The organism is Candidatus Pelagibacter sp. FZCC0015 (assembly GCF_007833635.1).
GTDB lineage: Bacteria > Pseudomonadota > Alphaproteobacteria > Pelagibacterales > Pelagibacteraceae > Pelagibacter.
Genome location: NZ_CP031125.1, coordinates 312,353 through 339,143, shown reverse-complemented (window position 1 = coordinate 339,143; position 26,791 = coordinate 312,353). Strand labels below are relative to the sequence as shown.

Annotated in this window: 24 protein-coding genes; 21 read left to right on the top strand and 3 right to left on the bottom strand. The window is 26.7% G+C overall.

The genetic code is table 11. From position 1 onward, the window contains the following. The first annotated feature begins 2 nt into the window (after window positions 1–2). Window positions 3–971 (top strand): thiamine pyrophosphate-dependent dehydrogenase E1 component subunit alpha, encoded by a 969-nt coding sequence (locus DT059_RS01780; RefSeq protein WP_145596255.1) that lies wholly within the window; start codon window positions 3–5, stop codon window positions 969–971. Beyond that, complete coding sequence (locus DT059_RS01775; protein WP_145596253.1) at window positions 964–2,019, top strand: alpha-ketoacid dehydrogenase subunit beta; 1,056 nt, start codon at window positions 964–966, stop codon at window positions 2,017–2,019. Before DT059_RS01780 ends, DT059_RS01775 begins: the two co-directional genes overlap by 8 nt. 7 nt (window positions 2,020–2,026) lie before the next feature. Here the strand turns inward: DT059_RS01775 and DT059_RS01770 are convergent, their stop codons facing one another. After that, window positions 2,027–3,025 (bottom strand): GDP-mannose 4,6-dehydratase, encoded by a 999-nt coding sequence (locus DT059_RS01770; RefSeq protein ID WP_145596251.1) that lies wholly within the window; start codon window positions 3,023–3,025, stop codon window positions 2,027–2,029. Window positions 3,026–3,197: 172 nt separating this feature from the next. Between DT059_RS01770 and DT059_RS01765 the strand changes: the two genes are divergently transcribed. Further along, window positions 3,198–3,932, top strand: a complete 735-nt coding sequence (locus DT059_RS01765) for a sporadic carbohydrate cluster 2OG-Fe(II) oxygenase (RefSeq protein ID WP_145596249.1) — start codon at window positions 3,198–3,200, stop codon at window positions 3,930–3,932. Window positions 3,933–3,944: 12 nt separating this feature from the next. Then, window positions 3,945–4,367 carry a hypothetical protein gene (locus tag DT059_RS01760; RefSeq protein ID WP_145596247.1) on the top strand — a complete coding sequence of 141 codons (423 nt, stop codon included), beginning with the start codon at window positions 3,945–3,947 and terminating at the stop codon, window positions 4,365–4,367. 41 nt (window positions 4,368–4,408) lie between these two features. Here the strand turns inward: DT059_RS01760 and DT059_RS01755 are convergent, their stop codons facing one another. Further along, window positions 4,409–5,155 carry a phytanoyl-CoA dioxygenase family protein gene (locus DT059_RS01755; RefSeq protein WP_145596245.1) on the bottom strand — a complete coding sequence of 249 codons (747 nt, stop codon included), beginning with the start codon at window positions 5,153–5,155 and terminating at the stop codon, window positions 4,409–4,411. A 25-nt stretch (window positions 5,156–5,180) separates the two neighbouring features. Between DT059_RS01755 and DT059_RS01750 the strand changes: the two genes are divergently transcribed. The 3 genes from DT059_RS01750 to DT059_RS01740 are packed head-to-tail and all read left to right on the top strand — an operon-like array spanning window position 5,181 to window position 8,370. Further along, complete coding sequence (locus DT059_RS01750; RefSeq protein WP_145596242.1) at window positions 5,181–6,251, top strand: MDR/zinc-dependent alcohol dehydrogenase-like family protein; 1,071 nt, start codon at window positions 5,181–5,183, stop codon at window positions 6,249–6,251. Between the two features lie 2 nt (window positions 6,252–6,253). Beyond that, a complete protein-coding gene (locus DT059_RS01745; protein ID WP_145596240.1) occupies window positions 6,254–7,681 on the top strand; it encodes a PfkB family carbohydrate kinase in 1,428 nt (475 codons plus the stop codon). Beyond that, on the top strand, window positions 7,678–8,370 hold the full coding sequence (locus DT059_RS01740) for a nucleotidyltransferase family protein (protein WP_145596238.1): 693 nt from the start codon (window positions 7,678–7,680) through the stop codon (window positions 8,368–8,370). The genes DT059_RS01745 and DT059_RS01740 overlap by 4 nt, the downstream gene beginning before the upstream one ends. A gap of 41 nt (window positions 8,371–8,411) precedes the next feature. Here DT059_RS01740 and DT059_RS01735 read toward each other — a convergent pair whose 3' ends face one another. Beyond that, entirely contained in the window at window positions 8,412–8,768 is a 357-nt protein-coding gene (locus DT059_RS01735; protein WP_145596236.1) for a phosphoheptose isomerase, read from the bottom strand. Between the two features lie 160 nt (window positions 8,769–8,928). On the opposite strand from DT059_RS01735, the gene DT059_RS01730 reads away from it, so the two are divergent. The 14 genes from DT059_RS01730 to DT059_RS01665 all read left to right on the top strand — a co-directional run bounded on the left by DT059_RS01730 (window position 8,929) and on the right by DT059_RS01665 (window position 26,760). Beyond that, a complete protein-coding gene (locus DT059_RS01730) occupies window positions 8,929–9,480 on the top strand; it encodes an SIS domain-containing protein (protein ID WP_145596234.1) in 552 nt (183 codons plus the stop codon). Between the two features lie 60 nt (window positions 9,481–9,540). After that, window positions 9,541–11,337 (top strand): ABC transporter ATP-binding protein, encoded by a 1,797-nt coding sequence (locus tag DT059_RS01725; protein ID WP_240704610.1) that lies wholly within the window; start codon window positions 9,541–9,543, stop codon window positions 11,335–11,337. 357 nt (window positions 11,338–11,694) lie between these two features. Continuing rightward, window positions 11,695–12,744 (top strand): GDP-mannose 4,6-dehydratase, encoded by a 1,050-nt coding sequence (gmd, locus tag DT059_RS01720; protein WP_145596232.1) that lies wholly within the window; start codon window positions 11,695–11,697, stop codon window positions 12,742–12,744. A 28-nt stretch (window positions 12,745–12,772) separates the two neighbouring features. After that, a complete protein-coding gene (locus tag DT059_RS01715) occupies window positions 12,773–13,744 on the top strand; it encodes a GDP-L-fucose synthase family protein (protein ID WP_145596230.1) in 972 nt (323 codons plus the stop codon). Window positions 13,745–13,965: 221 nt separating this feature from the next. After that, on the top strand, window positions 13,966–14,967 hold the full coding sequence (pseB, locus tag DT059_RS01710; RefSeq protein ID WP_145596228.1) for a UDP-N-acetylglucosamine 4,6-dehydratase (inverting): 1,002 nt from the start codon (window positions 13,966–13,968) through the stop codon (window positions 14,965–14,967). Between the two features lie 3 nt (window positions 14,968–14,970). Continuing rightward, the gene (pseC, locus tag DT059_RS01705) at window positions 14,971–16,137 is read left to right on the top strand and encodes a UDP-4-amino-4,6-dideoxy-N-acetyl-beta-L-altrosamine transaminase (protein ID WP_145596226.1); all 1,167 of its coding nucleotides are present in this window, start codon (window positions 14,971–14,973) and stop codon (window positions 16,135–16,137) included. Then, complete coding sequence (locus DT059_RS01700) at window positions 16,134–16,793, top strand: class I SAM-dependent methyltransferase (protein WP_145596224.1); 660 nt, start codon at window positions 16,134–16,136, stop codon at window positions 16,791–16,793. The genes pseC and DT059_RS01700 overlap by 4 nt, the downstream gene beginning before the upstream one ends. Next, the gene (locus DT059_RS01695) at window positions 16,786–17,658 is read left to right on the top strand and encodes an aldo/keto reductase (RefSeq protein WP_145596222.1); all 873 of its coding nucleotides are present in this window, start codon (window positions 16,786–16,788) and stop codon (window positions 17,656–17,658) included. Before DT059_RS01700 ends, DT059_RS01695 begins: the two co-directional genes overlap by 8 nt. Before the next feature lie 131 nt (window positions 17,659–17,789). Continuing rightward, complete coding sequence (locus DT059_RS01690) at window positions 17,790–18,848, top strand: GNAT family N-acetyltransferase (protein ID WP_145596220.1); 1,059 nt, start codon at window positions 17,790–17,792, stop codon at window positions 18,846–18,848. Window positions 18,849–18,915: 67 nt separating this feature from the next. Then, complete coding sequence (gene pseI / locus DT059_RS01685) at window positions 18,916–19,968, top strand: pseudaminic acid synthase (RefSeq protein WP_145596218.1); 1,053 nt, start codon at window positions 18,916–18,918, stop codon at window positions 19,966–19,968. 29 nt (window positions 19,969–19,997) lie between these two features. Further along, window positions 19,998–21,809, top strand: a complete 1,812-nt coding sequence (locus tag DT059_RS01680) for an LIC12162 family transferase (protein ID WP_168189253.1) — start codon at window positions 19,998–20,000, stop codon at window positions 21,807–21,809. A 59-nt stretch (window positions 21,810–21,868) separates the two neighbouring features. After that, on the top strand, window positions 21,869–23,896 hold the full coding sequence (locus tag DT059_RS01675) for an aminotransferase class III-fold pyridoxal phosphate-dependent enzyme (RefSeq protein WP_145596215.1): 2,028 nt from the start codon (window positions 21,869–21,871) through the stop codon (window positions 23,894–23,896). Window positions 23,897–23,942: 46 nt separating this feature from the next. After that, a complete protein-coding gene (pseG, locus tag DT059_RS01670) occupies window positions 23,943–24,971 on the top strand; it encodes a UDP-2,4-diacetamido-2,4,6-trideoxy-beta-L-altropyranose hydrolase (RefSeq protein WP_145596213.1) in 1,029 nt (342 codons plus the stop codon). Window position 24,972: 1 nt separating this feature from the next. Continuing rightward, complete coding sequence (locus tag DT059_RS01665; RefSeq protein WP_145596211.1) at window positions 24,973–26,760, top strand: hypothetical protein; 1,788 nt, start codon at window positions 24,973–24,975, stop codon at window positions 26,758–26,760. The last annotated feature ends 31 nt before the right edge of the window (window positions 26,761–26,791 follow it).

The window sequence follows — 26,791 nt, the reverse complement described above, 5'->3', positions numbered from 1 at the left end:
AAATGAAAATATCATCTAAAATTATAAGTCAAATTTACTATCAAATTTTAAGAATAAGAAAAATAGAGACTAAAATATCAAAAGAATACAGTGAATGGAAAATGAGATGTCCTGTTCATTTGTCAATTGGTCAAGAAAGTATCGCTGCACCTTTGTCAATATTGTTCAAAAATAAAAAATATGAAGTTCTAAGTAGTCATAGAGCTCACGCTCATTATTTGGGCAAAGGAGGTAACTTATTCAAACTTGTTTCTGAAATAATGGGAAAATCAACTGGGTGCAGTGGAGGACGTGGAGGTTCAATGCATTTGATTGATAAAGATGTAGGTTTTTTATTAAGTACTGCAATTGTAGCAAATTCTATACCAGTGGCTGCGGGTGTTGCACTATCAAAAAAAATAAAAAAAGAAAAGGGTTTAGCATTAGCTTTTTTTGGAGATGGAGCAATTGAAGAGGGTGTATTTTATGAAACAATAAATTTTTCAATAATTAAAAATCTACCAATAATTTTTATTTGTGAGAATAATAGATATTCTGTTTATTCAAATATGGATGTGAGGCAGCCTAAAAATAGAAAAATTCATAAAATGGTAGAAAAGATTGGTATTAAAAGTATATTTTCAAATGGCTTAAATGCAATAGAAATATATCAAAAATATTTATATGCCAAAAATTATGTTGAAAAAAAAAATAAACCAATATTTTTAGAGTTTAATACTTACAGGTATCTAGAACATTGTGGTCCTTTTAATGATGATAATTTAAAATATAGACCAAAAAAAGAGATTGATTTTTGGAAAAAAAAGGATCCTTTGATTATTCTAGAAAAAAAATACAATAAGATCTTAAATAAAAAAAAAATTGATTATTTTAATAAAAAAATCTCTGAGGAAATAAATTTAAGTTTTAATAAAGCAAAAAGAAGCAAATATCCAAAAAGTTCTACTAAAGAAAAAGAAATATATGCTTAAATATAAATATATAACTTACGCTGAAGCTATCAACGAAGCTTTAGATTTGTCATTAAAAAAAGATCCTAATTTATTATGTTATGGGCTTGGAGTATCAGATCCAAAAGAAGTTTTTAATACTACTAAAAATCTTCAAAAAAAATATTCATCCGAAAGAGTTTTTGATATACCGTGCTCTGAAAATGCACTGACAGGCGTAGGAATTGGTTGTGCTATAAAAAAATGCAGAGTTGTAATGACTCATCAAAGATTAGACTTTTCTCTTCTTGCTTTAGATCAAATAATCAATAATGCCTCAAAATTTTATTATATGTTTAATAAAAAAATTAGAGTGCCCATAACTATAAGAATGATTGTTGGAAGAGGCTGGGGTCAGGGTCCTACCCATTCACAATCTCTTCAATCAATTTTTTCACACATACCTGGCTTAAAAGTTGTAATGCCCTCAAACGCAAACGACGCAAAAAAGCTTTTAATTAGCAGTATATTTGATGACAACCCTGTAATTTATATTGAGCACCGTTGGTTACATGAACAAAAAGGTAGAGTAGAAAATGGTTTTATAAAAAGAAAAATTAGCAGTGCAAACATTTTGAAGAGGGGCAAAGATTTAACTATAGTTACAAGCTCTCATATGACCACTGAGGCTATTATTGCAGAAAGAATTTTGCAAAAAAATAAAATTTTTGCTGAAATTATTGATCTAAGATCAATAAAGCCATTAGATTTTAAAAAAATAGAAAAATCTGTAAAAAAAACAAAAAGACTAATTATTTTAGATTCAGGATTTTCATTTGGATCAATTGCAAATGAAATAATATCTTCAGTATGTACTAGAAATTATAAATTATTAAAGTTCCACCCAATAAAAATTACAATGCCAGATTGTCCAGTGCCAACGGGCTTTTCACTTACAAAAAATTTTTATCCAGATTATAAAAAAATTATTCAAGAATGTGAAAAAATGTTTAACAAAAGAATTATTTATAAGAAAATTACAAATAAATTACATGATGTACCAAATAAAGAATATTCTGGTCCATTCTAAATATTAACTATTTTTTATGTTGATATTTTAGTTTGTTTTTTATCAAAATTTTATTGTTGTTTTGAATCCATTTAATAACATCTTTAATACCATCTTCGATTGTTATAGTAGGTTTCCATTTTAGGTTTTTAATTATTTTTTTTGAAGAAAGTTTATAAAATTCGTCTTTACCTATCCTATCCTTTTTAAAAAAAATATATTTATTATGATTTTTTGTTTTTTTAAAAATTTTAATTATTTTTTTTACTAAATCTATTATCGAGATATAATTACTTGTAGAGATATGGTAAGTTTCACCTATTTTCCCATATTGTAATATTTTGTATAGTGCATTATTTACATCGTTTATATGTATAAAGGATCTAAAAGTTAAACCATTTCCGTCTATAGGAACTTTTTTTCTTTTTATTAACATCATTATTGTTTTAGGAACAATTCGATATAGCTGTTGATGAGGACCATATACGTTTGCTGCTCGAGTAAAAATTATAGGAAATTTTTTGTATTTATTCATTAATTTCATATGAGTATCGGCCGATGCCCTAGACAATGCATAAGGTGTTGAAGGATTAAAAACTGTATCTTCATTCAATTTTTTCTTATTATCTCCATAAACCTCTGGAGTGGTGAAATTTATAAATTTTTTTAAATATTTTTTTTTTAACAAAAAATTTACAATTCTAACGGTAGATAAAAAATTAGTTATGTACCAATCTAGAGGTGAATTCCAACTTTCATTTACCATGCCTTGTGAGCTAAAATTTACAATAATAGATGGTTTGTATTTATTTAATAATTTTTTTATAAGATTAAAATTTTTGTTTATATCTGCCCTGTAAAATTTAAAATTGTTTATATTTTTATTTTTTTTATATTTTAAGAAAATATTTTTTTTCTCTTTTGACCTACTTATACCAACTACAAAAAAATTTTTATCTAATAAATAATTAATAAAATTTGAACCTGAAAAAGAATTAGAGCCAATTATGAATATATTATTTTTCATATAATCCAAAGTAATTTCCTTTATCTATTTTTCTAATTTTTACTAATTTAGAGATTTTATATTTAATTTTTTTCTTTTTAAAAGTTAAGTAAAAGTAAAAAGTTTTCATAATAAATACTTATATAGTCAATTCTGTTTACTTACATTTATCATTATTGTAAACCATTCTTAAATGAACCTTAAAAATAATATTTTTAAAAATTTTTATCATAATGGATTTGTATCATACGAGATTAATAAAAAAGAATTAATGTTTATTAATAAGTTAAAAGAAGAAATTCATAAAAAATTCAAAGTTTTTTTTGCAGGAGATAAATTTGAAAATTTTCATAAGTATAATAGCTTTGAAAGCATAAATAGTACAAGAATGAAAATTATTAATTTCATTAATACAAAAAAAAAATTAAAAAAAGATATATACTATGCTTTAAAACCTTTTTTTGACTCAATGATTGGGCCTGACGTTGTAGTTCAAAAAAATGTAAATTTAGCAATTCAAATGCCATTTGATGATGAGAGGCCATTGTTGCATAAAGATACACCCCTTTCATCAATGCATGAACTAGTTGTTTGGATACCTTTGGTTAATTGTAAAGATAGTATGTGCATGACAATGATACCAAAAAATAAACATGATTTAATTGATTCTTTATTCAAAAAAAATGAAGAAATTTTATTTGAAAAATATTCAAGAAAATACGGTGTTAGAAAAAATATTAAAGTTGGCAATGTGTTAATATTTAATGCAAATAATTTTCACTACATACCTTTAAACACAACAAAATTAACAAGATGGTCATTAAATTTAAGATTTAAAAATTTGTTTACTCCATATGGACAAAGAAATTTACTAGATTATTATGAAATAATTAATACATCATACATGACAAAAATGAATTCAAATTAGATTAGATTTAAAATGAATAAAAATAATTTACTGTTTTGTTATCCTGATACGCTATTTAATAAATTCTTACCTCAGGCTCTGCAGATAGATATAATTAAAAATTTTATTTCTAAAAATGGGAAAGAAATCAGTTTTTATACTGGAGAAAATCATTTTACTTATAAGAAACTTGGTTTGTTTAAAAAAAAATTAAAAACCAAACCAAAAATTAAAGGTTTTGTTTTTTTTAGTTTTATGCAGTTTTGTTATGATAAAAAAGATAATATCAAAGTTTTACAAAACGCTTTGACAAAAAAATATGAAATATATTTTGCTAAGGAAAAGATAATATTAAAAAATATTAATGATTTTAAAAAAAAAAAAGAAGATTTATTCTATTATAAAAAAACTAACTCAGAAATTATTAATTTAATTCTGGACTCTTTTTTAATATGAAACAATAATTTTAAAATATGTTTGTGTTTAATTAAAATTAATTAACTATTTTTTGTAAATATTGTAAATTCAATACTTACACGAGTTAAATCTGATTCATTTAGACACCCTCCGTGCAACAAATTATCATGAAAAACTACCAATGTTCCTGGCTTGGAGTTTAACTTTAACAGTTTTAGGTTTTTTTTTTCAGGTAAAAAAATAGGTTTGTTTTGCCCATCTCTAAATTCATAATCAAAATCATATTTTAATTTTTGAGTATTTGGTATAACGCTCAATCCATTATTTCCTTCACACCATAATGATATCCAAAACTTAATTCTTCTAGAGTTCGGAGGTGAATAGTTATTATTAATTTCCCAAAACCATCTATCTGCATGAACGGATCCAACATCTTTTGGACTTTTAGGTCTAACAATTCGCCAGTAAATTTCACCATGACCAATATCATTTTCATCTGAAACTTCAGCATCAGAATAAATACTTTTTATATCATTAAATAAATTTGTTGATAAAATTTTTTTATAATCACTAAATGATAATATTCTATTTTTCAGTGGCCATAGTTTTTTATGATCTATTTGATCTGAAATTTTTTGATAATCGTATATTTGTAGGTATTCTGGATTATTAAATTTTTTAGGATAGTTAGAGAGTAATACTTTTTTCCAATGTGAATTTACTATAGATCTTATTATCTCTAAATCATTGGAGGATATATAGCTTACAACAAAACCCTCTTTTAAATTTAGATTTTCATCGAGTTCTTGTTTTGTAAGATTTAACATTTTAGTTTAAAAGGTTTTCTATATTATGCTAAATAATAAAAATAAAGATTTAATTTTTAAAGCAGCAATTCTAACACAGCTAAAAAAAAAACTATTAATATCTAATATTAAATTTAACGACAAACTAAACAGAGGACAGGTTTTGATTAAAATGTATTATAGTGGCATATGTGGTTCTCAGATAGGAGAAATTAATGGTGTAAAAGGAAAAGATAATTTTTTACCTCATTTGTTAGGTCATGAAGGAACAGGCATAATTATAAATAAAAATAAATATGTAAAAAAATTTAAAATAGGAGATAGAGTTATTTTGCATTGGCAAAAAGGTGAGGGATACGATTCTTGTTGTCCAACTTACTTTAAAGGTAAAAAAAAAATTAATGCTGGAAAAGTGACTACATTTAATGAATTTGCAGTAGTTTCAGAAAATAGAATAACTAGAATGCCTAAGGGTATCTCAGAAAAACAGGCTGTGATATTTGGTTGTGCACTAACAACCGGGTTTGGTGCAGTGGTTTATGATGCAAAAGTTAAAAAAAAAAAATCAATTTTAATATTTGGAGCTGGTGGTATAGGAATGAGCTTAATACAAATTTTGAGTCTAATGAAGCCTAAAAAAATAATAATTGTAGATTCCAATATTAATAAAAAAAAAATTATTAAAAAATTTAAGCAAAAAGATTTTGTTCTTTTCAAAAATAATGACCTCATTAAACTTAAAGAAAAAATTTTAAATAAGAATAAAGGTAATTGTTTTGACTATGTTTTCGATACAACGGGTAATGGGAGGATAATAGAACTAGGTCTCGATCTTATGTTAAAAAAAAGTAAATTGATATTATTAGGAGTGCAAAATTTCAAAGAAAAGATTTCATTTAATACTCTGCAAGTAGTTCTTGGAAAAAAAATAATTGGAAGTACTGGTGGTAATGTTAATCCTACTAAAGATATTCCACTAATTTATAAACTAATAAAAAAAAATAATATAAATTTAAATAATTTTTATAATAAAATTTTTAAATTGTCTGAAATTAATAAAGCAATTAAGTATATGTCGCAAAAAAAATCTTATGGAAGAATATTAATTAAATTTTAATTATGAAATATAAAAAAGTTATTATCACAGGAAAATTTAACGTAATTCACGCAGGTCACTTACGTATATTAGAGTTTGCTAAAAAAATTTCAGAAAAGTTAATAGTAGGTGTTCTTAGTGATAAATTAGCAAAAGATGAAGCTTTTATAAAAGATAAAATAAGATATTTAAATATTAAGTCTATAAAATTAATTGATGAAGTATATTTAATTAGAAATTCAATAGAGAGCTTTATTCAAAAAATCAAGCCAGATGCCGTGATTAAGGGATTTGAATACAAAAATAAATTTAATATTGAAAAAAAAATTATAGAAAAAATTGGTAGTAAATTAATTTTTAGCTCTGGAACTGCAAACTTGTCATCTGCTGATTTATTAAAAAAAGAATTTTCCTCTAATTATATGACTCAAATTAATGCTGATAATGATTATCTTAGAAGATATAAAATTAGCAAAGATAAAATTAAAAAAACTATAAATTCATTTAAAGGTCTTAAAGTAATAGTTATTGGCGATACAATAATTGATGAATATCAAGCATGTGAGAGTATTGGAATGTCTAGAGAGGACACATCTATAGCAGTTAAGCCAATTGAAAAAAGAAGGTTTTTAGGTGGTGCAGCAATTTTAGCTGCCCATGCATCCTCATTAGGAGCAAAAACAAAATTTATCAGTGTAATAGGCGATGATGGCGAAAATAAATTTTTAAAAAAAAATTTAGAAAAAGAGGGAGTATTTGTTAATTTAATTAAAGATAAATCTAGAATAACTACAAAAAAAGTAAGATTTAGATCTGGCAATACTACCTTGCTAAGGTTTAATGAATTTGATCAAAGTCCAATATCAAATTTAATTGAGAATAAAGTTTTAAATTTAATTAAAAAAGAAATAAAAAAAACTGACTTGATAATACTCTCAGATTTTAGTTATGGAGTAATTACAAAAAAATTAGTAGATACAATTAATAAATTTAAAATAAAAAATAAAAATTTAACAATAGTTGGTGATAGCCAAAGCTCTTCACAAATTGGTGATATAACAAAGTTTTCGAACATTGATTTAACAACTCCTACAGAATATGAAATAAGATTGGGACTAAAAGATTTTTCATCTGGATTAGTTGAATTAGGTTTGCAAGCAATTGCTCAAAATATATCAAAAAATGTAATTATTACTCTTAATAAAGAAGGCATTCTGATTCAGGAAGGAGAAGAAAAATTTTCAACGGATAAAATAGCAGCTTTATCTAATGTTGTTAGAGATCCTGCGGGAGCTGGGGATTGTTTTTTATCAGCATGTTCAATGTCTTTTGCCTTAAATAAAAATTTGTGGATTAGCTCTTATATTGGCTCACTTGCAGCGGCTATTCAAATTCAAAAAGTAGGAAATATACCAATAAAAAAAAATGAAATTTTAAATTCACTAAAATGAATGCACTAATTTTATCTGCTGGCTATGGTAAAAGGTTAAAACCTATTACCTTAACAAAACCTAAATGCTTAGTAAGAATAAAGGGTAAACCAATAATATCTATTTGGATTGAAAATTTAATTAAAATTAATGCAAAAAAAATTTATGTAAATACTCACTATCAACACAAACAAGTAGAAAGTTATTTAAAAAAAAAAAGATTAAATACAAAATTAAAAATCTTATATGAGCCAACTCTTTTAGGAACAGCTGGAACTCTTATAAAAAATATTAATTATTTTTTAAATTCAAATTTATTATTAGCTCATTGTGATAATTATTTTTTAGAAAGTTTGAGTAAAATTATTTCCTTTCATAACAATAGACCAAAGAAATATCTAATGACAATGGTAGCATTTAAAACTAGAAAACCGGAAACTTGTGGAATTATAAAAGAAAAAAATAATTCTATAATTGATTATTTTGAAAAAAAGAAGGGTCGTAATGGAAATTTAGCGAATGGAGCAACTTATGTGATTTCTCCTGAAATGCTAAAAATTATTGTTGATAATTTTAGTGATGCTAAAGATTTTTCAAATGACATAATTCCTTTTATAAAAGATTATATCTATGTTTATAAAACTAAAAAATTTTTTCAAGATATTGGAACCATTAGAAATCTTAACCAAGTAAATACTTTTTTAAAATAATTGGTTCACTCTATTTATTAATTAGATTTTAATTAAAATATTTATTTAATATTTAATTTTTTTTTTAATAACTTTGTCCAATTTTTTTTAAAAAATAAAGATTTATCATCAATAAATAAATCAAAACTTGGTTTTCCAAAATAAATTTTATGATACTTCACACCCCATTTTTCTAATTGATTTAATGTAAAAGACTTTATGTGTTTTTTTACTTTTGATACATTTCCATTGTACCTACCCATATATCTCGCAGTATACAATATAATATTAAATCCATTCTCATATGCTTCATTAATAACTTTAATGTTTTTTTTTATTGGTACTGACTTTGAGTAATCTTTAGTGTTTGTTTTGCAAATAACGTTATCGATATCAAAACAAATAATTTTTAATTTCATTTAATTAAATTATAGTTTTAATTCATAATTCACAATATTTATTAATTTTTTTACTTGTAATTCAAAAATAAATATTTTTCTATATTCATCTTATTTTGGCTAATATTTTATTATTAAATATTTTATATAAAAATAAATTTTACCTATATATATATCTATTATGAAAAAAAATTATTTTAAAAATTATTTTAATCAATTTTCAAAGATTCTTTCAAATTATAATGAAAAAGATTTTTATAAAATTGTTCAAATTATTAGAGAAATTAAAAAGAAAAAGAAAAAAGTTATTTTAGTAGGAAATGGTGGTAGTGCTGCTATGGCAAGCCACGTAAGTGTTGATTTAACAAAAGTATCAAAAATAAGAGCAATAAATTTTAATGAAGCTGATCTATTAACCTGCTTTTCAAATGATTATGGTTATGAAAATTGGGTTCAAAGAGCAATATTTTTTTATGCAGATAAAGGTGATCTTCTTATTTGTATAAGTAGCAGTGGACAATCTAAAAATATTATAAATGGTGCAAAGTTTGCAAAAAAAATTGGATGTAAGGTTGTTACACTGACAGGTTTTGATAAAAATAACAAAGTGAGAAAAATTGGACATATAAATTTATGGTTAAATAGCAAAAATTATAATTTGATAGAAATGACTCATCATACTTGGCTTCTTTCAATTGTGGATTTTTTAGCAAATAGCAAAATAAAAAATTAAATATATAAAAACAGCTATGAGAAAATTTATAAAAACATATTACAACTCTATATTCATTTAATGCAAACATTTAAGAAATTATTATTTCTACTTTCCACTCAAGAAAAAAAAAAAGCTAGTTTATTAGTAATAATGATCTTGATATTAGCATTTTTAGATATGGTAGGTGTAGCATCTATAATGCCTTTCATAGCAGTTCTAACAAACCCCAGTATTGTTGAAACAAACTATTTTTTAAAATATATGTTTCAAGCATCAAGTATATTTGGAGTTCAAAATACTCAAGAGTTCATGTTTTTTTTGGGTGTCTTGTTATTTTTTATTTTAATTTTTACACTAATTTTCAGAGCCATTGTAACTTACATACAACTTCGATTTATTTTTTTAATGGAGCACAGCATAGGTAGACGTCTTGTAGAGGGATATTTGCATCAGCCTTACAGCTGGTTTTTAAGTCGTCATAGTGCTGATCTTGGAAAAAGCATTTTATCTGAGTCAGGTAAAATAGCTGGTAGAGGTTTATCAAATTTGATGGATTTAATTGCCAAAAGCTCAGTTACGATTGCGATTATTATTTTATTGATTATAATTGACCCAAAACTTGCTTTAATAGTTGGTCTTTCACTTAGCATAATTTATGTGCTAATTTATTATTCTGTAAATAAATATCTTAAAAAGATTGGAAAAGACTCATTAAAAAATAATCAATTACGTTTTACCGCTGTTAGTGAGGCCTTTGGTGCAGTAAAAGAAATTAAAGTTGGAGGATTAGAGCAAACCTATATTAATAATTTTTCTATTTCTTCCAAAATCTTTGCTTTAACCCAGGCTTATGTCTCTTCTATAGCTCAAATACCTAGATTCTTTTTAGAGAGTATAGGTTTTGGTGGTGTTTTATTAATAATACTTTATAGCATGTCTGATACGGGCAGTTTTAACAATGCTTTACCTATTATAAGTGTGTATGTTTTTGCTGGATATCGTCTATTACCAGCATTACAAATGATGTATTCTTGCTTTACCCAGCTTACTTTTGTTGGTCCTTCAATCGATGAATTAAATAATGATCTTAGAAACCTTCAATCTCATGATGAAAAACAGAGTGAGAGTATTTTAGATTTTAATAAAACAATTAATCTAAAAAGTGTTGATTATAACTATCCAAATTCTTCAATAAAAGCTTTAAAAAATATAAATATAAACATTCCTATAAATTCTACAGTAGGATTGGTAGGCGCTACTGGTAGTGGTAAAACTACATTAATTGATATTATTTTAGGATTACTGGAACCTCAAAATGGATCTTTGGAAATTGACGGTAAATTGATTACAAAATTTAATACAAAGTCTTGGCAACGTTATATAGGTTTTGTTCCACAAGATATTTATTTATCCGACGATACAGTTGCTGCTAATATTGCTTTTGGTATAGATCACAAAGATATTGATCAACTAGCTGTTGAAAGAGCTTCCAAGATTGCAAGTTTGCATGAATTTATAATAGATGAATTGCCAAAGAAATACCAAACTACAATTGGTGAACGTGGAATTAGATTATCAGGTGGACAACGTCAACGTATTGGAATTGCACGAGCTTTATATCATGACCCAAAAGTCTTAATTTTTGATGAAGCAACAAGTGCTCTAGATGGCACAACTGAAAAAATTGTAATGGATGCAATTAATAATCTTAGAAAGGATATTACTATTATAATAATCGCTCACCGTTTGAGTACAGTCAAAAGATGTGATCAAATTTATGTTTTAGAGAGAGGTAAGCTTAAAGCACAAGGTAATTTTAACGAATTGATTGATCTAGATAGTCAATTTCGAGAAAATGTAAAAAATTCATTTTAGTTTATATTTATTATATATTGTCTGTTATTTCTTCTTGAAGTTATTTATTAAAAAAAAAATTTAATAAATAAATTTACATTAAAAAGTTTGTTTAATTTTTATATGATTTTATAATATAGCTTCTCATAGAAAGTTCTTATCAAAAAAGTTAAATAAAACTATCAATGTTAATAGTCGAAATTAATATATTCAGTAAAATTTTGAAATAATTAAATTTTAATATTTAAGTTAAATATTTCTTATAGATAAATTAAAAAAATTGAAGATTAAATGTTAACGATTTCCTTTAATATAAAATATAAGCTCTAAATCTATGGAATTTTTTTTATATAGATGATACTTAATGAAATAAATTATATGAAAAAAGCTCTTATAACTGGTGTGACAGGACAAGACGGGTCTTATCTGGCAGAATTTTTACTAAATAAAGATTATGAGGTACATGGCATAAAAAGAAGAACTTCATTAATTAATACAGATCGAATAGATCATTTATATCAAGACCCGTTTGAAAGTCATCGAAAATTTATTTTACATCACGGGGACTTAACAGACTCAACTTCTTTAACCAGGATTATTCAAGAGGTACAACCTGACGAAATTTATAATTTAGCAGCTCAAAGTCATGTAGCAGTTTCGTTTGAACAGCCAGAATATACAGCTAATTCTGATGCTTTAGGAGCACTAAGAATTTTAGAAGCTATTCGTATTCTTAAGTTAGAAAAAAAAACAAAATTTTATCAAGCATCAACATCTGAATTATATGGTTTAGTAAAAGAGGTGCCTCAAAATGAAAATACTCCTTTTCACCCAAGAAGTCCTTATGGAGTTGCAAAATTATATGCTTATTGGATTACAGTTAATTATAGAGAAGCTTATGGCATCTATGCTTGTAATGGAATTCTATTTAATCATGAATCACCTGTAAGAGGGGAAACTTTTGTAACAAGAAAAATAACAAGAGGTTTAGCTAGAATAAAATTAGGTTTACAAAAAAATTTATATTTGGGTAATTTAAATGCTTTAAGAGATTGGGGGCATGCAAAAGATTATGTAGAGGCCCAGTGGTTAATGCTTCAACAAAAAGAACCAGATGATTTTGTTATTGCAACAGGAAAACAATATTCAGTTAAAGATTTCATAAATTTAGCAGCAAAGAATTTAAATATGGCCTTTGAATGGAAAGGAAAAGGTATAAACGAAAAAGGAATTTTAAATGGTAAAGAAGTAGTAAAAGTAGACCCAAGGTATTTTAGACCTTCTGAAGTAGAAAATTTATTAGGTGATCCAACAAAAGCAAAAAAAAAATTAAATTGGGTTGCTAAAATTTCTTTTGAAAATTTAGTTCAAGAAATGGTTGAAGAAGATTTGAAAATAGCAAAAAATGAGCAACTTACTAATAGTTAATTCTTTCTCAATATTTTTATAAATAAAAATGACTAAACTTAAAATATATATAGCTGGTCACAAAGGAATGGTCGGATCAGGTTTAGTTCGTGTTTTAAAAAAAAAAAGAAACGTAGAATTAATTACAATAGATAAAAAAGATTTAAATCTAATTAAACAAACAGATGTTGAAAATTTCTTTAAAAAACAAAAAATCGATCAAGTGTATTTAGCGGCGGCAAGAGTAGGAGGTATTCATGCAAATAATACTTATCCAGCAGAATTTATTTATCAAAACTTAATGATACAAAATAATATAATTCATAGCTCATTTGTGAGTGGAGTAAAAAAATTATTATTTTTAGGATCTAGTTGTATTTATCCAAAAAAAGCAAATCAGCCTATGAAAGAAAATGAACTACTAACCGGGTTACTAGAGCCAACTAACGAGCCTTATGCAATTGCTAAAATAGCTGGTATTAAACTTTGCGAAAGTTACAATCGACAATTTGGTAAAAGTCATGAAATTGACTATCGTAGTCTTATGCCAACCAATCTTTATGGACCAGGTGATAACTTTGATCCTAAAAATAGTCATGTTATACCTGGATTAATTTATCGTTTTCATCAAGCGAAAATTAAAAATTTACCAAATGTGAGTATTTGGGGCACAGGCGCTGTTAAAAGAGAATTTCTTTTTGTTGATGATATGGTTTCTGCATCTATCCAAATAATGAATGTAGATAAACAAATATATGAAAAATATAGCAAACCTAGATGTAGTCACATCAACGTGGGTAGTGGACTTGAGTTAACTATTATGGAACTTTCTAAAATGATTAAAAAAGTCGTTGGGTATAATGGTAAAATTAAATTTGATAAAAGCAAGCCTGATGGAAGTCCAAGAAAATTAGTTGATAGTCATTTAATTAATCAAATTGGTTTTAAACCAAAAGTTCACTTAGAGGAGGGTATTATTAAAACTTATAAAAGTTTTCTAAAGGAACAAAACAAAACTTAAAAAATTATTAAATTTTTTAACATTTCAAGATCAAAATTAAACATTATTTTATGAATAATTTAAATATTATAATAATAGCTCACTGTTTGAGTACTGTTGATAATTGTGATAGCATTTGCATAATAGAAAGAAGGAAATTTCAAGTTAAAGTAAAATTCAATAAATTTATAAATACTGAGGATTATTTTTGAGTTAAAACTATAAAATTAAAATAATACAAAATGTTAAAAAATTCATCAATTTTAATTACTGGTGGTACAGGCTCTTTTGGTAAGTCATTTGTTCCACTTACATTAAAAAAATTTAATCCAAAGCGTTTAATAATATTTTCACGTGATGAAATGAAGCAGTGGGAAATGCAAAAACATTTTAAAGATGATAAAAGAGTTGGCTTTTTTATTGGTGATGTACGTGATAAAGATCGTCTTCGTAGAGCACTAAATGGTGTGGAGTACGTTGTGCACGCTGCAGCAACAAAAATAGTTTCTACAGCAGAGTATAATCCTTTTGAGTGTATAAAAACAAATGTAAATGGCGCAATGAACTTGATTGATGTTTGTATTGATCAAGGTGTAAAACGTGTAGTAGCTCTTTCAACAGATAAGGCAAGCAGCCCAATAAATCTTTATGGTGCGAGTAAATTAGCATCTGACAAACTATTTATAGCAAGTAACTCTTCTTATGCAGCTGGTACACAAACATCTTTTGCTGTTGTTCGTTATGGTAATGTTATGGGATCAAGAGGTTCTGTAATTCCATTTTTTTTATCAACTAGAGATCAAAATGAATTGACCATTACTGATAAACGAATGACACGTTTTATGATTTCACTTGAGCAAGGTGTAGAGCTTGTTTGGCATGCATTTGAAGACATGATTGGTGGCGAGATATATGTCAAAAAAATCCCATCAATAAAAGTCATAGATATTGCAAGTGCAATAGCACCAACAGCAAAACATAAAATTATTGGCATAAGACCTGGTGAAAAACTTCATGAGCAGATGATTAGTGTTGAAGACTCTGAATATACTTATGAATATTCTAATTATTACAAAATTTTACCTCAAATAAATGATTGGGATAAAGATAAAACGCGGATAAAAAAAGGTAAAAAAGTCCCATCAGGTTTTGTTTATAGTAGTGATAATAATTCAGACTGGATGAGTATTGAAGAACTTAACGATTGGATTAATGCTAACAAAAAATTTATAGACAATATTTAATAAATGATACCTTACGGTCGTCAAGAAATTACAGATAGTGATATAGATGAAGTTGAGAAAGTATTAAAGTCTGATTTTTTAACCCAAGGACCAGTAGTTCCAAAATTTGAAAAAGTGGTTGCAAATTATTGTGGGGCCTCTTATGCAGTCGCTGTTAATAGCGCAACTAGTGCTTTGCACATCGCATGTCTAGCCTTAGGACTGGAAAAAGGTGATTACTTATGGACTTCACCGAATACCTTTGTTGCTAGTGCAAATTGTGCTAGATACTGTGGTGCGGGTGTAGATTTTGTAGATATAAATCCGGATACTTTCAACATTAATGTTGAAGCATTATCAGAAAAATTAAAAGTAGCAGAAAAAAAAGGAAAATTACCCAAAATTATAATACCAGTTCATTTTGCTGGTCAACCTAGTGAAATGGAAGCTATACATAAATTATCAAAAAAGTTTGGTTTTAAAATTATTGAAGACGCCTCACACGCAATCGGTGCATCATATAATGAAATTAAGGTAGGATCATGTGTTCATAGCGATATAACAGTATTTAGTTTCCATCCAGTTAAAATAATAACTACTGGCGAGGGTGGTATGGCACTTACAAATAAGAAGGATCTTGCAGATAAAATGTATAGACTTAGAGTTCATGGAATAACATACGATAAGGGGACAATGCATCAACGCCCTAAAAATGAAATTTGGAATTACCAACAAATCGAATTGGGCTTTAATTATCGAATGAATGATATTCAAGCTGCATTAGGATTGAGTCAAATAAAAAGATTAGACCACTATATCACAAAACGTCATAACATTGCAAAAAGATACAACAAAGAATTTGAGAGTTTATCAATTAAAACACAAAAACAGCTTCCAGGGTTTTATTCAAGTTTTCATCTTTATTCTGCTTGTTTTAAAGAAAATAAAAACACTGAAATACAAAAAAAAATTTATGATACACTTAGGAAAAATGGTATAGCAGTAAATGTTCATTATATTCCAGTTCACCGTCATCCATATTATGAGAATTTAGGATTTAAAAAAGAAGATTTTCCTGAAGCAGAAAAATTTTATAGAGAATCAATTAGCCTCCCAATATACCCCTCTCTTTCATATCAACAGCAGGATTTTGTTTTGCAATCTTTAGCTTCAGTATTAAAAAATATATGAAGAAGAAACAAAAAGAAATTTTTTTAGAGCAAGAAGGTAATGCTTGGTTTGATAGAAATCATTTAGCCATACAAAATCGTGTGATGGGATCACAAGATCCAATTATTAATATTTTGTCAAATCTTTTAAATAAAAAGAAAAATATGGAAAATCAACAATTGCTTGAAATTGGTTGTGGAGAAGGAAAACGATTACATTGGATTTCTAAAAATTATAAATTAAATTGTTATGGTATAGATCCGTCTGAAAAAGCAATCGCACTTGCAAATAATAAAGGGGTTAAAGCAATTAAGGGAACAGCTGATATTCTTAATTTCGAAAATAAAAAGTTTGACTTTGTGGTGTTTGGATTTTGCTTATATCTTTGTGATCGAAGTGATCTTTTTTTAATTGCAAAAGAAGCTGATAGAGTTTTAAAAGATTCAGGTTTTATTATTATACACGATTTTTTTTCTGAAACTCCAATTGAAAAAAAATATCATCATTACCCAGGTATGTTTTCATACAAAATGGATTATAGAAAATTATTTGATTGGCATCCATTTTATAAATGTATATCTCATGAAATTATGTCAGAAGAAGAAAATAAAATTAAAGATGATAAAGATAAATTGAGAGCTACTTCTGTATTGAGAAAACAAAGTTTTTATGAATAAGCTTGCTCTGGGAACAGTTCAATTTGGTTTAAATTATGGTGTATCAAATTTTTATGGTCAAACTAACTTATCAGAAGCATCAAAAATAATTAAACTGGCAAAAGAGGAAAATATTGATTTGATTGATACAGCTATTTCATATGGTGTTAGTGAAAAAACCATTGGAAAAATAGGAATTTTAGATTTTAGATTTGTTTCAAAATTACCATCAGTTTCAAATATTAACGGAGATTTAGATATAATAGTTGAAGAAATGATTAAAAAATCATTACATCGATTAGGTATAAAATCCCTTTATGGATTATTAATACATAAATCCCAGGATCTTTTAGGTGATTCTGGTTGTAAATTGATCTATGCGCTTAACCAAATAAAAGGGAAGGGGTTAATTGAAAAAATTGGTGTTTCTATTTATGATCCCTCAGAAATAGATAAAATTATTAATCTTTTTAAAATAGATATTATTCAGGCTCCATTAAATATAATAGATAGGCGACTTGAAAAAAGTGGATGGCTTAAAAAATTACACAATAAAAATATAGAGATACATACACGATCAACATTTCTTCAAGGCTTATTGTTAATGCAGCAAGATCAAATTCCTATGAAATTTAATAGATGGGCTGATTTATTTGATCGATGGTTTTTAGAATTAAAAAAGTATAATTTGGATGCGGCTCAAGTATGTTTGTCATATCCAATGTCATTACCAGAAGTAGATCGTATTGTTATTGGTGTAAACAATGCAGATCAGCTTCAGAAATTAATTAAATTATCAAAATCGAAAATTTTAAATCACGATCTATCATTTATGGTTTCAAATGATAATTTGTTAATTAATCCTAGTAACTGGGAAAATATCTAAAAATTTTAGATTTAAAATAGATTTAATTACTTCAGAATAAATACTTAAAAACAATAATTTTGATTTATAGGCATTAAAATAATTTCTATAAAATTTAAATTAATAATATAAAGTTAATTTAATTATAAAATATGTTTTCTAAAATAATAAAAAATATAACTAATACTAAATTAGAGACTCCAAGGTTAATTTTGAGACCTATAACAATAAAAGATTTACGAAAAATATTTGAAATGAGAAACAAATATTTTGTGTTTAATATGATGAGGACAGAAGAAGAAATGAATTACAGATCTCATATTAAATGGTTTAAAAAAAGAACTAATCGTGTCGATTATGCAATTATAAATAAGAGAAATAAAAAAATTATTGGAATTATAAATACTGTATTTTATTTTAAAAATAACACTCTTTATGCCGAATTAGGTAAGTATATAGGTTATAAAAATTATCATGGTAAAGGATTGGGTTCTGAAGCTACAAAAGAATGGGTAAATTTTATTTTTATATCAACAAAAATTAATTACTTTTTTGCACAAACTTTAAAAGATAATTTTAGTAATATTAAACTAAATACAAAACTTGGTTTTAATATATTAAAAAATAAGAATGAAAGTGTAAATAAAATTGAATGGAAGACAATGAAATTAACCAGAAAGAAATGGCTGATAAAAAATTCAGAAATTTTGAGAAATATTTATTATAGTGATTTAAGAAAAATTTTGAGCTGGAGAAATAGTTTAAAAGTTAGAGAAATTAGTTTAGATACTGCTTACATTACTTATGCAAAGCACTTAAAATGGTATAAAAAAATACAGTCCAATAAATCTTATTTTTCATTCTTGATATCGTTAAAAAATACCATATTTGGTATAGTCAACTTAAAAAAAATAAGCCTAAAAAAAGTAAAGTGGAGCATATATAAAAAACCTCTTTCTAAAAGAGGTATTGGTACCTACCTTGCGCATCGGGTATTAAATAAAGTTTTTTTTGACTTGCGCATGAATGGTGTGTTTGCATCTATATATTCAACCAATAATGAATCAATTAGATTCCATGAATCTTTAGGCTTTAAATTTAACAAAAAAATAAACAATAATATTTCTGAATTTCTTTTAAAAAAATCTGTGTGGTTGAAAAACAAAGACTTTATTAATTCAAAAATAAATACTAAATATAAGATTGGGTAATAAAATAAGTTGATTTTCAATTTGTAATTATTACACATAATTTATGAATATATAATTTTAAATTAAAATGATTAATTTAAAAACACAAAAAATTGGTAAGACAGAAAAGCCATTCATAATTGCTGAAATGTCAGGTAATCACAATCAATCATTAGATCGTGCATTGTCAATTGTTGATGCTGCAGCAAATGCAGGAGCACATGCTATTAAATTGCAAACTTATACAGCAGACACAATGACTTTAGATATTAAAGATGGTGAGTTTTATATTGATGATCCCAAATCTTTATGGAAGGGACAAGCAATGCACGACTTGTATAAGTTAGCTTACACGCCATGGGAATGGCATAAACCTATCATGGAACATGCAAAATCTAAAAAATTATTATGTTTTAGCACACCGTTTGATGAAACTGCTGTTGATTTTTTGGAAACACTTAATGTTCCAGCTTATAAAATTGCTTCATTTGAGTGTGTTGATTTACCATTAATTAAAAAAGCAGCTAGTACAAAAAAACCATTAATTATATCTACAGGTATGGCATCGATTACTGAAATTACCGAGGCAGTTGATGCAGCTCGTAGTGCAGGTTGTAAAGATTTAATTTTACTTAAATGTACGAGCACATATCCTGCATCCCCAGAAAATACAAATTTACAAACCATATCACATATGAGAGATTTATTTGCCTGCGAGGTTGGTTTATCAGATCATACTCTAGGAATAGGTGCTGCAGTTGCTGCTGTAGCAATTGGAGCTACTGTGATAGAAAAACATTTTACCTTATCTCGTGCGGATGGAGGTGTTGACTCCGCCTTTTCTTTAGAGCCAGGTGAATTGGCATCTTTAGTCTCTGAAACTGAGAGAGCTCATCAGGCTTTAGGTTCAATTTCCTATGGTTTTACTGAAGCAGAAAAAGGGTCTCTTTCAAGAAGACGATCTCTTTATATTGGGGAAAATATGAAATCAGGTGAAATTCTTACTCCAAAAAATTTACGACGTGTAAGACCAGGTAATGGATTGTTGCCAAAATATTATGAGTCGTTACTTGGCAAACGTGTTAAATTTGATGTTTCAAAAGGTACACCAGTCTCATGGGATATAATTTTAGATAAGTAAATTTTTATTTTTAAATTAAGGAAAAATTATTGAATAATCAAAAACGTTATCTCATCACCACAGCTGATGAAAAAACTTGGAAATTTGACCGTCCAGTTATTTTTTTAGGTGAATGGTGTCGATTATATAATCGAAAAGAAATCTGGCAAACAATGGATGCGATAGTTGCTGAGCCATATGGTGTATCTTTACATCAGAAAAATTCTGATCATTCCGAGTCTTTAATCTTAGAAGAAAAGTTGTTTCCTGAATTATGTGGACTGTTAAATAAACATCATCAAAAAAATTATAGTCAAAGATTCTGGAGAATAATTATAGGACATTGGTTTAAGCATATAGTTAGGGACATTCTTAATCGCGTACATTCCATTAAAGAATGTTTAAAAAATCATGAAATATCTGGCACTACTGTTTACGAAAGTGATGTTGATACTCTAGTATCAACAGATTTTATTACAGCACTTTACTCACCAGATAATTATAAATGGCATAATATTCTAAATGCACGAATTATAAGTTTAATAGAAGAAGTAAGTTTTCCAGTTGAAATTCTTAAAACAAATAGTGTTGTTAGTGATTATGAAAGTATTGAATACAAAAGCAAAAAAGTTTTGCAAGGAAGTTTAAAAAAAAGTATTTTTAATTGGAGCTGTAGAGCCTATGGAAAAATAGCAAATAAATTTGTAAGAGATAAAGATGCATTCGTAATTAATAGCTATCTTCCAACAATTGAGGAAATAAAATTAGAATTAGCTTTAGGCCAAGTACCTCAATTATGGAAAATGCAGGGAGATGGATATAATTTATCAAAATTTTCACAGAAACAGACAGATGTTAAATTAAGAAATAATTTAAAAAATATGTTCTCTAAAAATAGAGGAGGTATTTTAGAAAATGTTATTCGTCAATTATCTTTTGAGCTATTGCCCAAATGTTACCTTGAAGGATTTTCAGATCTTCATGAGATTGTAAAAAAAAGACCTTGGCCTAAGTCACCTAAATTTATATTTACAAGTAATAGTTTTTACCAAAATGAAGTTTTCAAGTTGTGGTCAGCACTTAAGGTAGAGGATAATACAAAATATTTTGTAGGCCAGCATGGTTGCAATTATGGAACTCAAAAACATAAATTTCCAAGAATAGAGGAGATAACATCAGATAAATTTATAACATGGGGATGGACAGACGGATTACCACAACATACACCTGGATTTATCTTTAAAACTTCAGGTAATAAAAAATTAAATTTTGATCCAAAGGGCTCATTGTTATTAGTTCAGGAAGGCTTCACAAAAAATGATAACACACATGATAGAAAGTTTGAGTATATTCAATATTTAAATGATCAAAAAAAATTTGTAAGTCAACTTGATAAAGAACCAAGACAAAAACTTATAGTTAGATTATTCAATGTTAACTATCAAAGTAAAGAATGGTGTGATGAATTAAGATGGGCTGATTATGATAAAATGATAAAAATAGATAAAGGAATTTCTAATATTAATAATTTAATTTTACAAAGTAGATTGGTAGTTCATAGTTATGATTCAACAGGTATTCTAGAAACTTTATCTTTAAACGTTCCTACTTTAGCTTTTTGGCAAAATGGGTTTGATCATTTGCGTGATAGTGCAAAACCATATTATCAATTGCTTGTTGACGCTGGAATAGTACATTTCTCAACAAAATCTGTAGCGGACAAAGTGAACGCTATATGGGACGATGTTAATAATTGGTGGTCTCAAGAAAATGTACAAAATGCGAGAAAAAAATTTTGTATGCGATATTCAAATTTGAGTCAAAAACCTGCTGCTGAACTTAAACAGATTTTGTTGTCATAAAAAATGAAACATTATAAAAGTATAATTGATTTATTTAATTCATTAACAAAGAGTAAATTATGAAAATAGTTGGACTGGTTCAGGCAAGAATGGGATCAACAAGATTGCCAGGAAAAGTTTTAAGAACTATTGTTGATAAGCCATTAATAGAATTACTTTTAGAAAGATTATCGAAATCTGATCAACTAGATGAAATTGTAGTTGCTACTTCTGAAAAAGTGGAAAATGATAAATTGCAATCTTTAGTAGAGTCTCTTGGTTATAGATGTACAAGAGGAAGTGACAAAAATGTACTAAATAGATTTTATGAGTCAGCTAAAGTTGTGGGTGCTGATGTAATAGTTCGTATTACAGCAGATTGTCCTTTAATAGATGCTGCTCTAGTCGATGAATGTATAAGAGGTTTTAAAAAATCCAAAGTAGATTATTTTTCTAATACCGACCCTAGAACTTTTCCTGATGGTCTGGATATATCAGTTATGACATTTAAATCTATTGAACGTGCAAATAATGAAACAAAATCTAATTTTGATAAAGAGCATGTAACATCTTATATTCGAAGATCAAAAAGTTTTACAAAATCTTCTCTTACATATAAAGAAGATTTATCTAATTTAAGATGGACCGTAGATGAACCAGAAGATTTAATTTTAGTTGATACTATATTTAAAAATTTTTATCCGAATAAAAATTTCAATTGGCTTCAGATATTAGAGCTACAAAAACAAAAACCTTATTTATTTTTAGTTAATAAAAAAATAAAAAATAATGAGGGTGCCTTTTTAAACACAGGTCAAAAGTTGTATAAAAGAGCCAAAAGAATAATACCAGGTGGAAATATGCTTTTGTCAAAACGACCAGAAATGTTTTTGCCTGGAAAATGGCCAGCTTATTTTAGCAAAGCAAAAGGTTGTAGAGTTTGGGATTTAGATGACAATGAACTTGTAGATATGTCTATTATGGGTATTGGAACTAATTCGTTAGGATATGGGCATCCAGAAGTAGATGAAGAGGTCAAAAGAACAGTGAATAATGGAAATATGTCAACTTTAAATTGTCCAGAGGAAGTTTATTTAGCTGAGAAATTGATTGATATGCATCCATGGGCTGATATGGCTCGTTTTGCAAGAAGTGGAGGAGAAGCAAATGCAATTGCAATACGTATTGCTCGCGCTGCTTCAGGTAGAGATAAAGTTGCAATCTGTGGTTATCATGGTTGGCATGATTGGTACTTATCAGCAAATTTGAGTGATGATAAGGGTTTAGACGGACATTTGTTACCTGGTCTTCAGCCAAAAGGTGTACCAAGAAATTTAAAAAATACAGTTTTCCCCTTCAACTATAATCAAATAGATGAATTAGAGTCGTTAGTTAAAAAACACGATATTGGTGTTATCAAAATGGAGGTAGCTAGGTCTGTAGGACCTGAAAATAATTTTTTGCAAAATGTTCGTCAATTAGCCACAGATAAAGGTATAGTACTTGTTTTTGACGAATGCACGACTGGTTTTAGAGAAACTTTTGGTGGTTTGCATAAAAAATATAACGTGGAGCCAGATATGGCAATGTTTGGTAAAGCATTAGGAAATGGATACGCGATTACAGCAATAATTGGTCGCCAAGAAGTAATGGATGCAGCTCAAACAACTTTTATCAGCAGTACATTTTGGACAGAAAGAATTGGACCAACTGCTGCTTTAAAAACACTAGAGGTTATGCAAAGAGAAAAATCTTGGGAAAAAATAACTAAAATTGGAAATCAAATTTCTACGATTTGGAAGAAATTATCAAACAAATATAAACTTCCTATAACGATATATGGTTTACCTGCTTTAATTAAAATGCGATTTGAATCAGAGTCAAACTTAGAATACAAAACTTTAATTACTCAAGAGATGTTGAAACGTGGATATTTGGCAAGTAATTCGGTTTATGTATGTACAGAACATAATGAAGATGTGCTTCAAGGTTATGAGGAAGCTTTAGACCAAGTCTTTAATTTAATAGCTGAATGTGAACAAGGTAGATCTATTAATGAATTTCTTGAGGGCGAGGTTTGTAATAAAGATTTCCGTCGTTTGAGCTAGTTTTTAAGATAAAATAATATAATTTATATCAATACTTAATAAGAAAATGACAATTATTTTTCGATTAAATGTGAGTTCAAGTGTAGGATTTGGTCATTTAAATCGCTGTCGTGCATTGGCTCATGCTTTAAAGTCGAAGGGGCAAAGTTGCATAATGGTTGGGCCCCAAAAAAAATATAAAATTGATTCAGATAAATATATATTTAAAGATTGGATACCAGTTGAGTATTGGAATTCAACTGAGCAAGATTCAGAAATGTTAATTAAAATCGCCAAAAAAAATCATCAATGCTTTTTAATATTAGACGATTATCGTATTAATGAAAGTTATCAACTTAATTTACGTAAAGAGGGTTTAAGATGGTTACAGTTTGACCATAAAGAAAATAGTCGACCCATTTGGGCCGATATTATTTTGAATCCAATACCTAGAATACATGAGAATGAGTTAAAAAATATTGTTCAAAACAAAAAGGCAGAATTATTGCTTGGACCAGAATATGCGATTTTAAGACCAGAGTTTGCAAAAGTAAAAAAAAATAACAATATAAATCCAAATAAAAGAATACTGGTAACTTTTGGTGGTGGCAATGATTATGGTGGAATTATATTTGTTTTATCTACTTTATTACCACATTTACCTAATAATTTTAAATTTGTAGTGGTTTCAGGGCAAAATAATCCTAATAACAAAATTATAAACGAATGGATTGAAAATAATGGATCAAATAAAGTTGACATGTATATAGACCCAAAAGATTTAGTAAGTATCTTTTTATCTTGTGATATTGCAGTCACAGCTGGTGGCACTACAACTTACGAGCTAGACTCATGTGGCCTCCACTTTATTATAATTTCTACTACTAACAATCAAATAGAACAGTCAAAAGCATGGGCGAGTACCGGTAAAGCTATGTATATAGGTGAATTAAAAAACGTAAGTAAAAATTCTTTGATAAGCAGTTTTAATTCAATGATAAATAATAAAAAAATTTTAAATAGAGATAAAAATTTAAATTCTTATGAGGGTTTATATAAAGTTGCAGACATAATTATTAAAAAATTGATTAATTAACATGGAAACTGAAAAACTTTACATTATTGGAGGTAATAATTTAAAATTAATAAATAAAATAATAAAAACTTCAAAAGTTGTTTTTCTTGATAAAGAAAATGAGGAATTTGAAAATCAATTTTCAATTTTAAAAAATTTTAAAGAAAAGGAAATTTTTTTGACTGAAAAATGGATGTCATTTCAAGATCAAGTTTTTAAAAAAATAAAACCCGAATTAGATAAGGATGAAGATTTTAAGTATATATTATCTAATCTTTTTTTTGAAGCTTCACCTAACAAAACTACCTCAATTTATCAATTTTTTAAGTTATATTTACTAATTGAATATATTAAAAAAGAAAAATTTACTAAAGTTGTTCTTATTAATGTATCAGAAGAAATTAAGAATTTTTTTAATTCAAATATAAATAATTTTAGTTTCTACTTCGAAATATTAAGTTTTGAAAATAAAAAAAATAGTATTGAAAAAATAAAAAATTTTGCAAAAAAAAATACCGTATTTTCAGTTCTATATTGCTTATATTCAGAATATAAAAAAAAAAAACAAAAGATCCTTCCTTCAATTAACCAATCAAAAAAGGTTGCAATATGTTATTATTATCCAGGCGGTCAATCTTGTGAAAATGGATTTTATAGTAAATATTATGAAGCTGCCTCATCTTTGCTAAGTAAAACTTATGGTTGGCTTTTTTTATTTGTAGGAAATATTTCAACTCTTGGGAAGGAAAATGAAAAATTAAAAAATAAAATAAATACGTTTGGTTTTCTAGACGCTTTCTTTTCGTCGAAAGATTTACAAAAAATTATATTTAATTTCCTTAAAGTAAAAAAAAAATTAGAAAAAATTAATACTAAAAATCTTTTCTTTTTTGAGAAAATTGATTATTTTTATTTAATCAAAAATGATTGGATAACTTCAAAATCAATTTTATTGATTGAATTAATGATTTTAGAAAAAAAAATTTTAAATTTTTTAAAGTTAAATCCTCAAATAAATGAAATTATTTATTTAATGGAGTTTCAACCTTGGGAAGCAATGCTAAATAAAATTGCAAAAAAAAAGGGCATAATTACGAAAGGTGTAATCCATTCTGTTGTTAGACAAAATATGATGAATTTTTACCACTCTAAATTAATTCACCCTTATCATTATACACCTTCATTTGTTGGAGTTAATAGTAACTTTAGTAAATCACTTTTATTAAATGATGGTTTTGACTCTGATCAGATAATAGAAATAGAGGCACAAAGATTTAACTATTTAACAAAAAAAAGTTATAGAATTTACAACAAAATTTCAAAGCTAAAAAAATCAATTTTGATAATTACTTCAATACTTCCAAATGAAACAAAAGAATTGTTAGAATATTTTGCACTATCAAATAATAAATTTGAAAAAGTATATATAAAAGAACACCCTCTTCTAAAAGTTGGTTCTATGATAAAATCATCAATTAAAAACTTTCCTAATTTTGAAATAGTTAATGGCACAGTATCTGAAGCTCTTGAATTGTCAGATATAGTCTATGCCGCAAATGGTTCGTCAGTTTTATTAGAGTCCGTTGTTAAAAAAAAACAAACAGTATCACTTATTTCTTTATCAACATTACCCATTCCCGCTATTAATAAAGCTGAAAACTTATATTTTGTTTATGATGTGATTTCTTTGTCTGAAATATTTAATAAACTAATTGTTACCTCAGAAATAGAAATTAATAATGAAGAAAAAAATGAGTATTTATATTTAAATGAAGATTTTTCTTTATGGCGTAAGTTTATTGAAAAATAAATACATAATTAAATTTATTATTTTTATTTAA

Excerpts from the sequence above, each read along its gene's own strand:
- DT059_RS01780 (WP_145596255.1), top strand. The coding sequence starts at position 3 with ATGAAAATATCATCTAAAATTATAAGTCAAATTTACTATCAAATTTTA.
- DT059_RS01775 (WP_145596253.1), top strand. The coding sequence starts at position 964 with ATGCTTAAATATAAATATATAACTTACGCTGAAGCTATCAACGAAGCT.
- DT059_RS01770 (WP_145596251.1), bottom strand. The coding sequence starts at position 3,025 with ATGAAAAATAATATATTCATAATTGGCTCTAATTCTTTTTCAGGTTCA.
- DT059_RS01765 (WP_145596249.1), top strand. The coding sequence starts at position 3,198 with ATGAACCTTAAAAATAATATTTTTAAAAATTTTTATCATAATGGATTT.
- DT059_RS01760 (WP_145596247.1), top strand. The coding sequence starts at position 3,945 with ATGAATAAAAATAATTTACTGTTTTGTTATCCTGATACGCTATTTAAT.
- DT059_RS01755 (WP_145596245.1), bottom strand. The coding sequence starts at position 5,155 with ATGTTAAATCTTACAAAACAAGAACTCGATGAAAATCTAAATTTAAAA.
- DT059_RS01750 (WP_145596242.1), top strand. The coding sequence starts at position 5,181 with ATGCTAAATAATAAAAATAAAGATTTAATTTTTAAAGCAGCAATTCTA.
- DT059_RS01745 (WP_145596240.1), top strand. The coding sequence starts at position 6,254 with ATGAAATATAAAAAAGTTATTATCACAGGAAAATTTAACGTAATTCAC.
- DT059_RS01740 (WP_145596238.1), top strand. The coding sequence starts at position 7,678 with ATGAATGCACTAATTTTATCTGCTGGCTATGGTAAAAGGTTAAAACCT.
- DT059_RS01735 (WP_145596236.1), bottom strand. The coding sequence starts at position 8,768 with ATGAAATTAAAAATTATTTGTTTTGATATCGATAACGTTATTTGCAAA.
- DT059_RS01730 (WP_145596234.1), top strand. The coding sequence starts at position 8,929 with ATGAAAAAAAATTATTTTAAAAATTATTTTAATCAATTTTCAAAGATT.
- DT059_RS01725 (WP_240704610.1), top strand. The coding sequence starts at position 9,541 with ATGCAAACATTTAAGAAATTATTATTTCTACTTTCCACTCAAGAAAAA.
- gmd (WP_145596232.1), top strand. The coding sequence starts at position 11,695 with ATGAAAAAAGCTCTTATAACTGGTGTGACAGGACAAGACGGGTCTTAT.
- DT059_RS01715 (WP_145596230.1), top strand. The coding sequence starts at position 12,773 with ATGACTAAACTTAAAATATATATAGCTGGTCACAAAGGAATGGTCGGA.
- pseB (WP_145596228.1), top strand. The coding sequence starts at position 13,966 with ATGTTAAAAAATTCATCAATTTTAATTACTGGTGGTACAGGCTCTTTT.
- pseC (WP_145596226.1), top strand. The coding sequence starts at position 14,971 with ATGATACCTTACGGTCGTCAAGAAATTACAGATAGTGATATAGATGAA.
- DT059_RS01700 (WP_145596224.1), top strand. The coding sequence starts at position 16,134 with ATGAAGAAGAAACAAAAAGAAATTTTTTTAGAGCAAGAAGGTAATGCT.
- DT059_RS01695 (WP_145596222.1), top strand. The coding sequence starts at position 16,786 with ATGAATAAGCTTGCTCTGGGAACAGTTCAATTTGGTTTAAATTATGGT.
- DT059_RS01690 (WP_145596220.1), top strand. The coding sequence starts at position 17,790 with ATGTTTTCTAAAATAATAAAAAATATAACTAATACTAAATTAGAGACT.
- pseI (WP_145596218.1), top strand. The coding sequence starts at position 18,916 with ATGATTAATTTAAAAACACAAAAAATTGGTAAGACAGAAAAGCCATTC.
- DT059_RS01675 (WP_145596215.1), top strand. The coding sequence starts at position 21,869 with ATGAAAATAGTTGGACTGGTTCAGGCAAGAATGGGATCAACAAGATTG.
- pseG (WP_145596213.1), top strand. The coding sequence starts at position 23,943 with ATGACAATTATTTTTCGATTAAATGTGAGTTCAAGTGTAGGATTTGGT.
- DT059_RS01665 (WP_145596211.1), top strand. The coding sequence starts at position 24,973 with ATGGAAACTGAAAAACTTTACATTATTGGAGGTAATAATTTAAAATTA.